General features: G+C 52.3%; 11 protein-coding genes. 7 read left to right on the plus strand and 4 right to left on the minus strand.

The genetic code is table 11. The features are described 5' to 3' along the window. Nucleotides 1–138: 138 nt before the first annotated feature. Entirely contained in the window at nt 139–795 is a 657-nt protein-coding gene (locus VE954_RS29070; RefSeq protein WP_324959541.1) for a glycoside hydrolase family 104 protein, read from the plus strand. A 22-nt stretch (nt 796–817) separates the two neighbouring features. Then, the gene (locus tag VE954_RS29075; protein WP_324959542.1) at nt 818–1606 is read left to right on the plus strand and encodes a HEAT repeat domain-containing protein; all 789 of its coding nucleotides are present in this window, start codon (nt 818–820) and stop codon (nt 1604–1606) included. On the opposite strand, the gene VE954_RS29080 is transcribed toward VE954_RS29075, so the two are convergent. Both VE954_RS29080 and VE954_RS29085 read right to left on the minus strand, forming a co-directional pair. Beyond that, on the minus strand, nt 1607–4249 hold the full coding sequence (locus VE954_RS29080) for a 7TM diverse intracellular signaling domain-containing protein (protein ID WP_324959544.1): 2643 nt from the start codon (nt 4247–4249) through the stop codon (nt 1607–1609). Next, nucleotides 4246–6753 (minus strand): 7TMR-DISM family protein, encoded by a 2508-nt coding sequence (locus VE954_RS29085; RefSeq protein ID WP_324959546.1) that lies wholly within the window; start codon nt 6751–6753, stop codon nt 4246–4248. The genes VE954_RS29080 and VE954_RS29085 overlap by 4 nt, the downstream gene beginning before the upstream one ends. Nucleotides 6754–7191: 438 nt before the next feature. On the opposite strand from VE954_RS29085, the gene VE954_RS29090 reads away from it, so the two are divergent. Genes VE954_RS29090 through VE954_RS29100 form a run of 3 tightly spaced genes read left to right on the plus strand, consistent with a single transcriptional unit; the run spans nt 7192 to nt 9480 of the window. Next, nucleotides 7192–8229 (plus strand): alkaline phosphatase D family protein, encoded by a 1038-nt coding sequence (locus tag VE954_RS29090; RefSeq protein ID WP_324959549.1) that lies wholly within the window; start codon nt 7192–7194, stop codon nt 8227–8229. Nucleotides 8230–8251: 22 nt separating this feature from the next. After that, nucleotides 8252–8983, plus strand: a complete 732-nt coding sequence (locus VE954_RS29095) for a hypothetical protein (RefSeq protein WP_324959551.1) — start codon at nt 8252–8254, stop codon at nt 8981–8983. Continuing rightward, complete coding sequence (locus VE954_RS29100; protein WP_324959553.1) at nt 8980–9480, plus strand: hypothetical protein; 501 nt, start codon at nt 8980–8982, stop codon at nt 9478–9480. Before VE954_RS29095 ends, VE954_RS29100 begins: the two co-directional genes overlap by 4 nt. A gap of 107 nt (nt 9481–9587) precedes the next feature. Here VE954_RS29100 and VE954_RS29105 read toward each other — a convergent pair whose 3' ends face one another. Then, nucleotides 9588–11261 (minus strand): hypothetical protein, encoded by a 1674-nt coding sequence (locus VE954_RS29105; RefSeq protein WP_324959555.1) that lies wholly within the window; start codon nt 11259–11261, stop codon nt 9588–9590. A 131-nt stretch (nt 11262–11392) separates the two neighbouring features. On the opposite strand from VE954_RS29105, the gene VE954_RS29110 reads away from it, so the two are divergent. Together VE954_RS29110 and VE954_RS29115 are read left to right on the plus strand one after the other, a co-directional pair. Beyond that, nucleotides 11393–12685, plus strand: a complete 1293-nt coding sequence (locus VE954_RS29110; protein WP_349263844.1) for a family 1 glycosylhydrolase — start codon at nt 11393–11395, stop codon at nt 12683–12685. A gap of 10 nt (nt 12686–12695) precedes the next feature. Next, nucleotides 12696–13439, plus strand: coding sequence for an SDR family oxidoreductase (locus VE954_RS29115; protein ID WP_324959559.1), 744 nt, complete (start codon nt 12696–12698; stop codon nt 13437–13439). 29 nt (nt 13440–13468) lie between these two features. Here the strand turns inward: VE954_RS29115 and VE954_RS29120 are convergent, their stop codons facing one another. Beyond that, nucleotides 13469–14665: a hypothetical protein gene (locus VE954_RS29120; protein WP_324959561.1), complete on the minus strand. Its 1197-nt coding sequence runs from the start codon at nt 14663–14665 to the stop codon at nt 13469–13471. Between the last annotated feature and the right edge of the window lie 158 nt (nt 14666–14823).

Raw genomic sequence — 14823 nt, forward strand, 5'->3', positions numbered from 1 at the left:
GCAATGTCCATGTCCTGCGGATTGCAAGAATCACCTAAAAAAGAAGATTCTCTGATCAAGTCGATGGCATCGGCAGGTCAAAGGGTTACCGCAGATTATCGAGGAAAAGCCCAGTGTACGGGAGAACCGTCTCTTAATGTGCGAGCTGAGCCTTCGATTCAGGCATCCAAAATTTCACCTGCGTTGAATTTTGGTGAAGACGTGACGGTCGAGGACATGCAGTGGGATGAAGTTTCTCATCAGTATTATGCAAACATTGGGCGCGGCTGGGTGGATATCCGTTGGTTGAAGAAGGTCGCTGCGGTTCCCGGTGGCGGTGTTCCATGTTCCACTCAATATGATGACGCCTTTGCGGTTGCCGCCATGGGCAGCCCCACGCGGGCTCTTCTGTCGATCATCGGTTACGCCGAAGGCACGGGAAACTGCTATAACGTCATGTTCGGCTATAAGACCTTCACCAGCTACGCGCAGCATCCTAACGAATGCCGACCGTTCGGCAACACCTGCTCGACAGCCGCTGGTCGCTATCAATTCCTGGGGCGCACCTGGAACGAAATCAAGCGGGTTGAGGGTTATCAAACCTTCGAGCCTTCCAATCAGGATAGCGGCGCCATCTATCTCCTTCAGAGAAGAGGAGTCGACAATTACGAGCAGCAACTGAGTTACACCGAGCTGGTCGAAAACTTAAAACTCATGTCATGGGAATGGGCTTCCTTTCCACCAGGACGGTACGGTCAAGGGTTCAAGAGTTTCGAGCAGATGTGGTCGAAGTACAGTCAATACTCGAATGAATAATTAACCTGGCAGGAGTCATGTGGTGAAGACGAATGTGATTGTTGTTGCCAGTGTCCTGGCCATAGCCGGGATTGCCTTTATTGTTCGTAAGCCTGCCAGGCTAAACGAGGTTGCCGTGCCCCAAGCTCCCGACGTTCGGCCTGTCACCTCGGAAAAGCCAATGGATCACGTTGCGCCGAATTCCCCAGTGGCGGATGACGAAGTTTTTCAGAGGCTCAGGCAGTTGAGAGAATCCGGACGAAAAAGCGATAGCCGCACTCTTTTGCCACTTTTGGAAACTCAGGACAGGATGATTCAGATCGAAGTTTTGGCTACATTACATAAGATTGGTGACGCAGAAACCGTGCCGGCTATCGTGCGACTCTCGGACACTGAAGACACTCTGCTTCTGCGTGGCGTTATCTCGGCCCTTGCTGGAATTGGGGAAAGGACTCCCGTGGGATCCCAGGGTCATTTAATTCTGCAGCCCCTCACAAGGATTTTTCAACGGGAGAAGAACAGCCAGGCGGATGATGCCGAAGGCAACGTCTTTGCGGTCGTCAAGGCGATAGGGAGCCTGCGTCATCCATCAGCAGTGGAGTTTCTGACTGAACAGCTGGAGGTTTCAACCGATGATCCTGTGATGCAGGCGGCCATCGTCAGGGCGCTCGGACGCATGAACGCGCAGGAGGCGGTACCGGTCCTGGAAAGACTCGCGACTTCCATCCGGCAACGTCCGGCCGACATTTCTGAGCATTTCAAGCTGGCTTATGAAGACTTGCAACGTCTGACGCAATCGACTCTGGAAAAGATTGCGCGGGATAACCCCTGATCAGGCAGAATTCCGCTGCATGGACAAGGCTGGAGCGAACAGCACGAACTGCAGGGAGCGGCGTCTGCTCCCGGGTTGGGCTGGCTCCAGAGTGATATCAATGTTAATGCCCTTGGATTCCAAGCTACTCTTGACAGCGGCCAAGCCATAGCCCCGGCCCGAGAACTTCGTCGCCTGGTCCTTCGTGGAGAAGCCATCTTCGAACAACAGGTCGCGGACGAGATCCTCATCGCTCTTTGTGGTGCCGGGTCTTTTTTTACGAAAGAGATCCGGATCGACGCCGCGCCCATCGTCCTGGTAGGTCAGATGAAAGCCAGAGCTGCTGACACGGGCCAGAATATCAATGCGACCCACACTTGATTTGCCCAAGGCCTGCCGTTCATCGGGCCATTCGACCCCGTGATCCATGCTGTTGGTGATCATGTGAATGAAGGAATCCATGAGGTTTTGATACCATGCCGAAGGCAGCTCCACCTCCTGACACGATATTTTGATCAAGGGTGTGGGTTTTCCGATGGACTGCGCGGTCCGCGATAATACCGGTAGAAGGTCGAGAATAAAGTTGTTGAGCTTGAAAACGGCTGGCTGACCCTCGGAACCGTTTTTGGTATCAGATGCGGCATGGGTCACGTCAAGTGAGAAGTGCCGCAGAAGCAGAAGCTGACGCTCATAGTCTTTAATTACCCGGAGAACTTGCTGCACGGCTGGTTGGACGGCGAGGGGCCCCATGCCGATGGCCTTCTGAAATTGATCGAGAGCCTGGCTTAGACTATGAAATTCAAGCCTGTTGGCAAGATCCTTGGCCGCAATAATGTTTTCGGGCATGCGATCCAGATCCCCGGGAATCTGAGGCATCTTGTGCAGCCAGGAGCAGGCATCCAGGACAGTCTGCGACTCCTGGCCGTTGGATTTGAGAATTTCATTGAAGATAGCGCTGCTGGCTCGATCGCTTCTTGCCAGGCTTTGCAGTTTGCGGAGTTCGGTAACATCGATTAAGCACAGCATGATCCGGTCAATGCTGGCGTCGGAACCCAGAATCGGTCGCCACAGAGTTTTAACGTGGAGCATTTGCCCTGAATTCGTGGCGAACATGACCTCAGCAGGGAGCATGTGGCTGTTCACCTCATAGTTCGGCAGGTCGGCATTGAGGCTGATAGCCAGGGTTTCCAACAGCCGACTTTTAAGGTCACTATTAAGTTGAACCCGGGCTAGAAAATCGGATTGAAGATCGATTTGATCAAAAGGCTTATCCGGAAAAAACTGCCGTGCTGCCACCGATGCACTGGGATGGAGCCTGCCGTCCCGCAGTACCGAAACAATCCCGAGGGGAACATTATCAAGGATGAGCTGCAGCTCATGATTGGTGCTTGTCAGGCTGGCTGTTTTTTCCGTGACCATGGATTCAAGTTTCAAATTGCGATCCTTCTGTATCTCAAGAAGTTCGCGTTGGGCTAGATACTTGTCCTTTCGCATGGAATTAATTCGGTCACCCAGAGCCAGCGAGAGCAGCACGACTTCGAAACAGCCCCCAACCAGGGCCGAGTATTTGGTAAAGGCGTTCACAGGTATGAATCCTTCAACCTGGAGCACATATATAAAAGCGGTCGAGAGGAACACCGACCAGGCAATAAAGTAACTCTTCGCTTCGCGGTTGCCACGCCACATCAAGTAGAGAGTGGTTCCCACAATAAAGGGCTGTCCGGCTTGTATAGCGAGAGTTGCGAGCGCCGAGATCTGAATATTGAAAACGAAAAGCGGCAGCAAGGCAAGGGCGAGCGAACCCAGGACGATGCCGTCGCATATCCTATACAACCGAGGGACAGTTGCCCGAGCATTAACAAAACTCTGAAAGAATTTGAATGTAGAGCCGACAGCGAGAGCTTGAGCTATGGTCAAGAGCTGTTCCGAGTAAGCCCCAGCATGGATTCCAAGATGCGAATGCAAAAAGCCAAAGGATCCTACCAAAGCGCCGAGGTGAGTCACGAGTATGGCGCAGCAGTAGTAAAGATACGTTAGGTCCTTGAGGTTGAGGAAAATGATGAAGTTATAGACGACCATGACCAGGATGATGCCCGAGTAGACTCCAAAGAGAGTCCCCGAAACGTCCTCCTCTTCATTCAACCTTTCCAGGGTATAGAGGTTCATCGAGGCTTCGGTCGAGTAGCGGCTTTCCATCCTGATGATGACGTCCTTGTTCGTGCCGGCCGGCAGGTTCAGGCTGAATGTCGGCAGTCGATTATGAACGTCATAGTTTGGATAAGCGGGATACTGAAGGCCGCCCTTGTGATAGGCCACGACCTTCTGATCGATGATTTCGAAGACCTCGATTTTCGAAAAGATGCCACAGCCAAGCTGCAGCATGCGCTGGGTATCTTCCTGGGATCCGTTGCGGAGTCTAAGTTTGGCCCATACCGCGCCATTGTAAAAGCCGATGACGGGGAATCCCTTGGACGGTTGAAACTGTAAGGCCTCGGGGTTGGCCAGGAGACTTTGAATGGTCAGCGTTTTGGCATCATCCCGGAAATAAACCGCCTCCTTCCAAATTTCGATCCTGTCGCTGCCCTGGACGGCCACGAGGCTCTGACCCGGGCAGGGTGATCCCAGGAGAGCCCAGACCACGAGAACGAAGAGAAAGCGCATCATAGGGAGCCTGCCTTTGCCATATGCGAACGTCCTGGAAACGTGAGATCGAAGGCCATCCTTGCCTTCTGATCCTCCGCACCTCGTGGCTCCAAGTCCATGCCGTGCGGGTTCAGGTGATCTTTGGCAGCCTGCAGGTTAAAGCTTTTGACTGCCTCGCTTTCAGCCTGATAATGAACCACAAGACGCTCCGTTGTCTCTTCGGCGATGATCTCGATCGTTCGAACGGCGTGATCCAGGGAATGGGCCATAAGATTGATCAAAGATTCGTGGAGAGGCTGCTGCCATTTCTCTGGCAAAGTTATCGGTTCGCCGTTCAAAATCAAATCAGGCGACGACGCTTTGAGTTTTTCCGCGAGCCGACGGATGGCCGGAATCATATCCAGACAGAGTCCCTGCAGGCTGAGGTTTTTCTGCGACGGTCCCAAGGTGCTCCATGCACCTTTTGAATAGCCGCAGAGCAGCGCATAGTTCATTTCATAGGCGTCGAGGACAGTGCTGATCTCTTGAAAATGAGTTTCAATCAATGCGGCGATGTCCGGGTCCTGAAAAGCCTTGCGCTTGAAATCCTGGAGAAGCTGCTCGACATCGTTGATGTCCTGGCTAAGGGTATCGAAACCGAGACTTCGGGAGTTTCCCTTCATGGTGTGCAGGTTGCGAAACAGGGCGTTGTAGAGGTCGTTATTGCCAGGTTCGAGGATGCTGCTGATGCGGACGTCCTTCAGCCATGCGCAGGCCTCCAGAAAGCGTCTGGTCTTGTCGCTGCCAGCGGCGAAAATCTCATCATAGATATTGCGGGTCGTACGATCCTTATCCAGGGTTTTCCGCAGGACGTTGAGCTCAGTCAAGTCGATGATTGTGATCATGATCATGGAAATAAGCCCATCCTGGTCGAGGATGGGGCTCCAAATCAGCTTGACTTCCAAGGTTGCACCGTTCGGAAGTTGAATCTGAACTTCCCTGGGCAGATTGCCCTCGTTCAGCTCGAACCCTAATGCCGATTCGCCGAAGCACGCATTCAAAACTTCGATGATCCTATGCTTTCGATCCCCGCCGAGTCGCAGGTAACCTATGAAATCTTCCAAAAAATTGATATCGCGGCTATCCACTTCCGGAAAAAAAGTCCGGGCAAAGGCGGAACGCCTGGGGTGCAGGGTGAAATCGGGCCTGAGAGATACAATCCCAACGGGCACTTCATTGAGAATATTCTGTATGTTCTGATTGTGTTCTTGAAGGATCCCGGATTTTTCCTGGACCTGACGTTCGAGCTCCTGATTGATCTCTTCCTGGGCATGAAGGAGGTCCTTCTGGGCCTCGAACTTCTCCCGTCGACTTTCATTCACCCTGTCCACCAGAGCCAAAGATAGGAGCACGACTTCGACACAGCCGCCGAACAGGGGTGAATAGAGACTCCAGAAGTTGGTCGCCATCAGATTCTGGTTTCTCAGCATATAAACAAAAGCGGAACTTAGAAAGAGCGACCATGCGATGAAGAATCGGATGGATTTCTGGTGGCCTTGAATCGACATATAAATGGAGGCTATGAGCAGAACCACGATGACCACCTGGACGACGACGTTGGCGGCCACTGCAATGTACAAATTAAAGTGGAAGAACGGCAATACGCAGACAACAATGCCGGCGAGGGCCAGGCAATCGAGCATGCGGTAGATTTTTGGAATCCGCTGCCGAACATTGACGAAATGCTGAAAGAAGAGGATGGCGAAGATGCACGAAAGGCCTTCCGCGATCACGATCAGAATATCCGAATAGCGCGGCAGAAGCCAGGCTATGGTGCTGTGCAGGATCCCATAGGAGCCCAGCACCGCCCCGAAGTGTGTGGCGACGATAGCCAGGCTGTAAAAGAGATAGGTCACATCTCCAAGGCTGACAAAGATAAAGAGGTTATACACGGCCATGACAACGATGAGTCCGATGAACAGGCCGAAGTAAAAACGGCTTTCGCTATGGGCTTGATAGAGCTGGGGCATCGTCGACAGGGTCATAGGGAATTCTATGCTGTAGTTGCTTTCAGCTCGAATATAGACCTTTTTATGGGAATGCGCAGGTAGCTCGAATTTGAAGGTCGGCAGCCGATGGTTGATATCGTAATTCGGTCGACCTGGATACTTAAGACCGCTCACGCGGTGTTTGAGAACTTTTTGCCCCTCCACTTCGTAGACATCAATTTGCGAAAGCATTCCACTTTGGATTTCAAGGTAAGTGGTGATGGCACTCTGCGAAGGGTTCGCGAGTTCAATATGACTCCATATGGCGCCGGAATAAAAACCAAAATTCGGATATTTATCCAGAGTATGGAACGGTTTCGCGGTCCCGTTCGTCAGGATCTGGTCGATCGTCACCGACCTGGAGTCGTCTTTAAGAAACGTGGCCTCTTTCCAGATCTCGCGTTGTTCCGAGAGTTCTGTCTGGATGATAGGAGCCGCGAAGGCAAAGCAGGGAAGGCTTCCGAGCACAACCAGGAGTAGCCACAGGGAATACTTCATCACGCTTTTTACCTGTCTTTCCAGTTACAAGGCTCTGTGAGTCTTCCATATTATAATATGTCTCGACCGATAAAGCCTAATATCCCGCGCACGACGAGCTGTTTAAGTCAAAATTCCAAAAATGCCGGCGCTCCTGGGCAATTTCCGCCAGATGAGTGATCGGGCCCAATAAATTCTTTTGTCTTGACACTTGAAACAACATTCCAATAAGTTGACCACGTAGTCATGATTTTGGAAAGTTGCAGCGGACTGCTTTCTGGCCGATGTTGGCTCATGGTTCATGCAAAAGTATGGGCTCATTTGGAGTCCCACCTACCGTTCAAAGTTGGACTCCTCAAGGTCCAACTTTTCTAAAAAATCTCACAATTCTGAAGCCCCCATCGAAGGACTCAGCATGCGGTAGCGTATTGCTTTTTTCTTCAATACTGAGAGGTCACTATGGATCGACGAACGTTTTTGCGCTTTGGTTCCTGTGGAGTTGCCAGCCTCATGCTGCCTGATTTAGCCCTGGCCCAGGACTTTTGGGTAAGGAGCAATGATACTGCGCTGTCCGTATTGGAAGACAAGCCTCTGGAGCGGATTGCCTTCGGATCGTGCAACCAGTCGCATCTGAATCAAAAGTTTTGGCAGCTCATTGGCCAGGATCAGCCTGATCTGTGGGTCTGGCTCGGTGACAACATCTACGCGGACAACACCACGATCGAGGAACGCGCTCGCCGCTTCACTGCTCTTAAGGACAACAGCTACTACAAGGATTTTCGGCAGACCGTACCCATCCTGGGGACCTGGGACGATCATGACTTTGCCTCCAACAATATGAATGGCCGTTTTCCTGAGAAGGCTGCCAGCAAGGAAGCCCTGCTGAACTTTCTGGACGTGGGCCACGATGCGAAAGTGTGGAATCATTCCGGAGTCTATCAAAGCTTTAGGATGGGACCGCCTGGCCGCAAGACGCATCTTATTTTGCTCGACCTTCGCTTCAACATGGACACCTCGTGGGTCGACAAAAAAATCCTGGGCGACGACCAATGGCAATGGCTTCAGGACGAGCTATCCAGTTCGGATGCCGATCTTATTATCATTGGCTCCAGCCTGAATGTGACTTCACCTTTGGCTGGCTTGGGACTGGAAGGTTGGGCTGGATTCCCAGCCGAACGGCAAAAATTTTATGAACTTTTGGCCTCCGTCGATGCCCCGATTGTCCTGCTCAGTGGCGACCGGCATTTCGCAGAAATCACCCGTATTCAGCTCGGCAGTGGGAAACCTATCCATGAGGTCATGTCCAGTGGGCTGACCCATGCCAATGGTGTAAAGCTGCCTCATCCCGGTCAGGTGTTGACTGTCGTCGGGCATAAAAACTACGGAATGCTGGTGATTGACTGGACATTGAGCGGACCGCAGGTTCGGATGCAGATCCGTTCTGCGGACCGCTATGGATTGCTCGGTCAGCTCGCGGCCAACTTTCAAAAAAATTGAACCCTTCGTATGGAGAAAGACCATGAAAAAGTTCCAATTGATCTCCTTCTTCTCTGGCCTTGCCCTCACGTTCCATTTCCCTGGTCTGGCTGCTGCTCAAAATGTATCAACCGCCAATCGCGATATTCTCGTGGTTTCGAATCTGGAAACTCACGGCCGCAAGGATTATGCTTGGCTCTATCGTTTCCTTGAAACCATGTCTGTATCCCTGGCGGAAAAGACCCTTAAGGATTCCTACCGAAATCTCTATGTGCTTGCGGGCGAAAACTCGTCCACGGAAAAATTTGCGACATCCCTGCAAAGCCTGACTCAGGACCCGGATCTGACCGCGCTTGATGTCTTCATTCATCTGCATGGATCACCTGATCGGCTGTGGTTTGAAGACCGCGATGCAAGGACTGAAGAGCTCGGCCATCAACTCAAGTCCACGTTGTCCCAGGCGTCGAAGCTAAGGGCCCTTTACTCCACGGCTTGCTATGGAAAGTCCCATGCTCCTGATTTCCTGAACGCTGGCTTTTGGGTTGTTAACGGCGCTGAGAAAGTGAATACCAACAGTCCGCATGACTATCCGGCTTTCATGAACGCCTGGAAATCGAATCAAATGTTTGAAGCGGCCCAGGCCGATGGCAATAACCCGGGCTGGATCGCATTTTATGACAGCATTGCGCAGGCGGCCGGCTTTGACGATGTTGGCAGCTATAAGGTGGTCGTCGGGAATGGACAGACAACGATCCAATCTGAGCGACCTTTATGAAAGTGGCAGGCGGCCTGATCGTGACAGTTTCGGCTCTGCTCATCTGGGTTACGCATGCGCGGCATACGACCGAGAGACGTCAACAGGGAGCGATTCAGACCAGCAACGAGGAGTCTCCTGAGGTCGGCTCTGCTGTGCCCTTGCCTCATGAGTCAAGGGCACAGCCCTTGCCTCATGAGGCACACAAGGAATGGGTTGGTGGGGCCAGGTCGTCAGGAGAAGACAGCAGAAGGCATGCCGAAGACGCGAAGATTGAAGCCATGCTGACGTTTCTGGAAGAACTTCGGTCCAACCTCAAAGCCAGGCCTCATCTGGATGCTGTTACCGAATATCTTAGACATGCTCCTTCTGAAGCCTTTTCGATAAGGAATCTTCCGACGAATGCTCATGGACTTGCCGTCCTTGATGGCAACTCATCCATGTCCATGATCAAAGACGAAAACATACGAAAGCACTGGGATGCATTGATGGATATCATACTGGAGGAGAAACGGTAGTTCGCTGGTCGACTTGCCGCCGATGGGAGAAAGTCTCCCGCCGGCGGTCTTCCATCGCCCATTTAAAATTCGATGGGATTTCGCCAATAGGCGCGCTTTCATAAAGTTCAAGAGTTTACACAGCTGGCCCGCAGCACTTTGAGGATTTGCTGCTGAGCTTGCACCGAATGCGCTGCCATGAATTCCTTGGCAAACTTATCCAAATTCTCGGCTGTGTATTTCGTGCTGCAGGAATTTCCATGGGCTACTTTCGATCCTAAAGCGAGCGCCTGATCGTGAGGAAAGGATTTCGCGGAAAAATAGTCAAAATGGTATTTCCAATTGGTCAGCAGCGCACCTTTTGGCGAAAACGGAAAATCATCCGTTTTGATTTTTGAGGCGAGATCCAGATCGAACTTCTCCCAGGCTGCGCTTAAGGAGATATGCATATCGGCAAGAACATCATCGATGGATTCACGAACCCTCGCATCGCTTTGATAGAGACTGGCGATACTCGCTGCCTTGTCCATTCCCGGCAATCGCTCGCAAGGAAACAGGATAGACTCCGGTGGATAGGTCGTCATGTTTGCGCCCGAGCTGGCTTCTTTCCAGAAATACGCTTGATCTCTCACGCAATCGCTGATCGCTTGGGCGGGAACTCGAGTGAACGTGGGGCCGCTGATTCCTATAACGCGGAGTTCTGCCTTGTTCTGCACGGGGCCCGGACGATAACTTTCCAGCGAGGCGTTGACACTGACCTCAGCCTGGCTCGCTTGCCAGGCGCCTGTTGTTTTATCGCTCTCCCATGCTGAAAATCCCAGCTTCCATTCCAAAGCCATGGGGGCCACAGCCGTGCCCGGTGTAGCAAGGCGGAATCGGTCCAAGGCGCTCTTGTCAATGGCGGTCGGGACGAAACCAAAGACCGTAACAGCGTCCTGGGTCCAACTGGGTTTTAACTTGGGCAGGAAATTATCCAGGCCGCCCAAAGCCGCGAACCATCCACGAAAGTTATCGTCGCCCTTCTTGAACACAACGGAATCCGGACTGGGATGATAAGTCTTCATCACGAGGCTTTTGATGTCATAGTTGGGAATATTAAATCGGCCGAGATCCTGGGTCGCATCAAACTTCAAGTGGTCGCTCATGTCGCCGAGATCAGCAAAGTCGACAACACTGGAATCGGATGGGAGCTCGACCGCGTTGACATTCATGGCCGTCCGGGAATTTATAGTCTGCGACTTCAAAAGAGCTGTCACCCCAAAACCATCGGTCAAAGGCAGGGAGACGAGCTGCTGGCCATTGAATTTGATTGTGCAGGTGCCCTGCGACGTGAGCTCACTTTCAAACTTCATGGTCTGGCCATTGTGCGTCTGCGAAGCCTCTCCAAAGCCAGTCTGCCTGGGTCCCATGGGTTTGGTCAGAAGCAGCGTTTCACCTAAGGCATTGGTGATCCAGAGTCTATGATTCAGGGCCGTCAGCAGCATGGTTAAATCATGATGCTCGGTCGGTGGCGTGTTATCGCCTTTCACAGCACTGAAGATACCGTGGATGGCACAGGCTTTTTTGGGCTTTTGCAACCAGCTCCTGAATTCCTTGGCGTAGGCCTCGGGGAGTTCCTGCACAGCGCCTCCAACGGTTTGACCCGCACCGGGACTGGGTGGAGGATCCTTGTCACCGTTTTTAGCCTCGCTCGGATTGTCACCGGCCGGGGGATTCGGATCGGCTGGTGGCTGCGAGCCACTGGAATGGCCACCGCCACAGGATACCAGCAGAACAACCAGAGACAATAGGGAACGCTCCATAGGAACCTCGCATGATGGTGCCTCAGCAAGACGTTGCGACGGAAGGAATGTTGCAAGTTTTAACCGGATCACTTTTTGCATAACTCCCGAATACGATCAGGGAGGTCTTCGTGCGCAGTTTACATTCCTTTATGTTCGCAACGGGTATCGAGAATAGTTACCCGACCATAGGCAAAAATCGGGTCCGCATCGACCAAATGGAAAAGTGCAAGCATTATGAATTCTGGCGCAAGGACTTTGAGCTTCTGGAAGACATTGGGGTGTCATGTCTTCGGTACGGACCACCGATTCATCATACCTGGCTGGGCCCAGGGCGCTACGACTGGTCCTTTGCCGACGCAACGTATGCCGAACTTAAAGAACGTGACATCATCGTGATCTCGGACCTTTGTCATTTTGGGGTTCCGGATTGGATTCAAAATTTTCAGAATCCCGACTTTCCCGAGCTGTTCGCGCGCTACGCAAAAGATTTTGCCATGCGCTTTCCCTGGGTTCAGCTCTATACGCCTATTAACGAAATGTTTATTTGCGCGACATTTTCCGCCGCTTACGGCTGGTGGAACGAGCAAGGCACGACCGACCTGACCTTTGTCACGGCCTTGAAGCACATCGTGAAAGCCAATGTCCTGGCTATGCACGCGATCCTTGAGGTCAGGCCGGATGCCATCTTTATACAAAGCGAATCCTCTGAATATTTCCATGCGGAAAGCCCGTCCGCTATTCAGCACGCTGAGACGATGAATGTACGGCGATTTTTAAGCCTGGATCTGAATTATGGTCGACGCGTGGATTCCGAGATGTATGAATTCCTGATGGACAATGGCATGACCCGCAAGGAATATCATTTCTTCATGGACAACCATCGTAAACATCACTGCATCATGGGCAATGATTATTACATCACCAATGAGCATCGCGTGTCCGCGGATGGGATGACCCGTGCGGCTGGTGAAGTCTTTGGCTATGATGAGATTACCATGCAGTACTACGAGCGTTATCTTTTGCCGGTCATGCATACCGAGACCAATTTTCTTCAGGGGCCTCTTGGCAACGAAGCGGTGGACTGGCTTTGGAAGGAATGGGCCAACGTCCTTAGGATTCGTAATAAAGGTGTGCCGATTGTAGGCTTCACCTGGTACTCCCTCATCGATCAGATGGATTGGGATACCGCGCTTCGGGAAGAGAACGGCAACGTGAACGCTCTGGGGCTTTTCGATATGGATCGAAAGATTCGACCCGTGGGCCTGGCTTATAAAAAATTGATCGATGACTGGTGCAAGGTCCTGCCGACGCAAAGTGTGTGTTTGAAGGTGCCTGTCGTTCCACCTAAATTTTATAAAACTCCCTGGTGGGAGCACAACCGCTTGAAAGCGATTGAGGACCTCTATTCGAACACGGATGCACCGGCCAATACCAACGCCTAAGGAGGACATCATGATCCATCGATTTGCCCACCGCGTGGTCATCATTACAGGAGCCGCCAGCGGCATAGGCCTGGCGACGGCGAAAAGATTTGGAAGTGAAGGGGCATCGGTTGTGCTGGTGGATCGCGATGCCGACAAAATTAGAAAGGCCGAGGAGGACGTGAAGAGCGTAGGGGCCAGGCATACCTTGGCTCAGGTTTGCGATATCAAAAATCCTGAGGAAATCCAGGCTGCCTTTGCGAGCACCATGGAAAATTTTGGTCAGGTGAATGTTATCGTCAACAATGCCGGTCTCATGATTTTTAAGCCGCTGGTCGAGCATACGGTTGAAGATTGGCACGATATTCTGAATGTGGATCTGGTGGGTGCCTTTCTGTTTATCCAGCAGGGTTTTCTGCATATGAAGCCAGGCAGTGCCATCGTCAATGTCTCCAGCATTCATGCCGAGGAAACGACGCCTTTGGTGGCCTCCTATGCCGCGGCGAAGGCGGCTCTTATATCCCTGACCAGGTCCGCGGCATTGGAAGGCAAGGCCCTAGGCATCCGCGTGAATGCGATCCTGCCGGGTGCCATTGACACGCCTATGCTATGGGAAAATCCGAATATCAAAGCGGGTCTTGAAACGATTCAGACGGGTGATGTGGGTCAGCCCGAGGATGTCGCGGCAGCTATTGCTTATCTGGCTTCAGACGACAGCAAATTTATTCAAGGTGCGAGTCTGCACGTGGATGGCGGGCGCCTTGCGGCGCTTTGAGAAGGTCTGGTGCGACAACCCACGGCACTTTAAGGTTGCGTGATGAACCCTGACTTCTGCAGCCAAATCAAATCCAACTCAACGTCTCTTTTCACGCGTGGCGAAATGGTGATGTCGCGGTCTTCCAGATAACTGAAATTATGAAAATCAAAGCGCAGATCATTCATCTTGTGACAGGACACGCAGGAGGTATTGGCCACGAGCAGACGTTCGCGGTCACGCACCACGGGCGTCAGACGTTCAATATCATTCACCCGCAGCATCACCGAGGATGCCAATTCCTCGGCATCAAATGAGCCATTTAAAAGATCATAGAGTTTATCATCATCACGATTCTGCGATCCACGCATGGAAGGACCCAGATTGGCAAGCACACGGCCATCGCGAGCCGAACGAATCAGAATCGGGTCCGGTATCAGGCGGCTTTTTTCGCCGCGAAACGCGAGGAACACCCATTCATCCAGATGAGCCGGTTCACGACCCTCGGGCAGGGAAAAAGCGGTGAGGGTGCGAAGATCCGTGGGGCTCGCCCAGCGATTGAGAAAATTGGTAAGCCTTTGACCAAAACTTTTTTGCAAGCTGGAATCGTCCGCTTCGGGGCGAATGCCGAAACCGAGGAAGACTGCGGCAGGCAGTGTACGCTCACGTAGGTTGGCGATGGCCGGCAAAAGCTCGCGCAGGACCAGGTCCCGGGCTGACTGAAATTCTTTGCGGGAAGCAGCGTCCAGCGCTTTGCCTTCAGTTAAGGTGCGGATGTGCGTCTGCACGCGAAGCGCGTCCGAAGCATTCAGGAAGCGTGCCGGTTCAACTGGATAAAGCGCATGGACCGCGCGATCATCACCAGCGTTTTCCATATAACGTTCATGCAAACGGATCTTTCTCTGAACAGGCTGCCAGACCAGACGAATTTCCGGCCAGCAATTTTGGTCCGCACCCCCAGGTGTCTGTCCAAGCGGCGCACAGGGCGCGAGTCGCAGGGAGACCACTTGCCAATCGGTATAAGGACTCTCCGTTTCCAAGGCCGAGCCTACGCTGGTTTGGCTGAAACCGTTCGAGATGGTCTGAAACCATGTTCGAGGGAACAGCGTGTCCCGCGGCAATTCCCGAAATGTCATAGGGAGTGCAATCGCCAAATCCTTGGCCCCCAAAGGCTGCAGCGTTTGAGCGAGAATACCAGGGCTGGACAAGGACACACCAAGGGCAAGGGCAAGGCATTTCCAGGACATAACGAATTCCTTATGACAGATTGGTCGCGAATACCCCCGAGTCTGCCGTGTGGCCCCTGAATTTGCCAGTCTGAGATAAAGAATTTTTATGAAACCTAGGCGAGGTTCGATTTTTCCGGCATAATAACTCGTCTTTTTTTCATCACTTCAGGATGGAT

The sequence above is a fragment of the Oligoflexus sp. genome (genome assembly GCF_035638955.1).
Lineage (GTDB): Bacteria > Bdellovibrionota_B > Oligoflexia > Oligoflexales > Oligoflexaceae > Oligoflexus.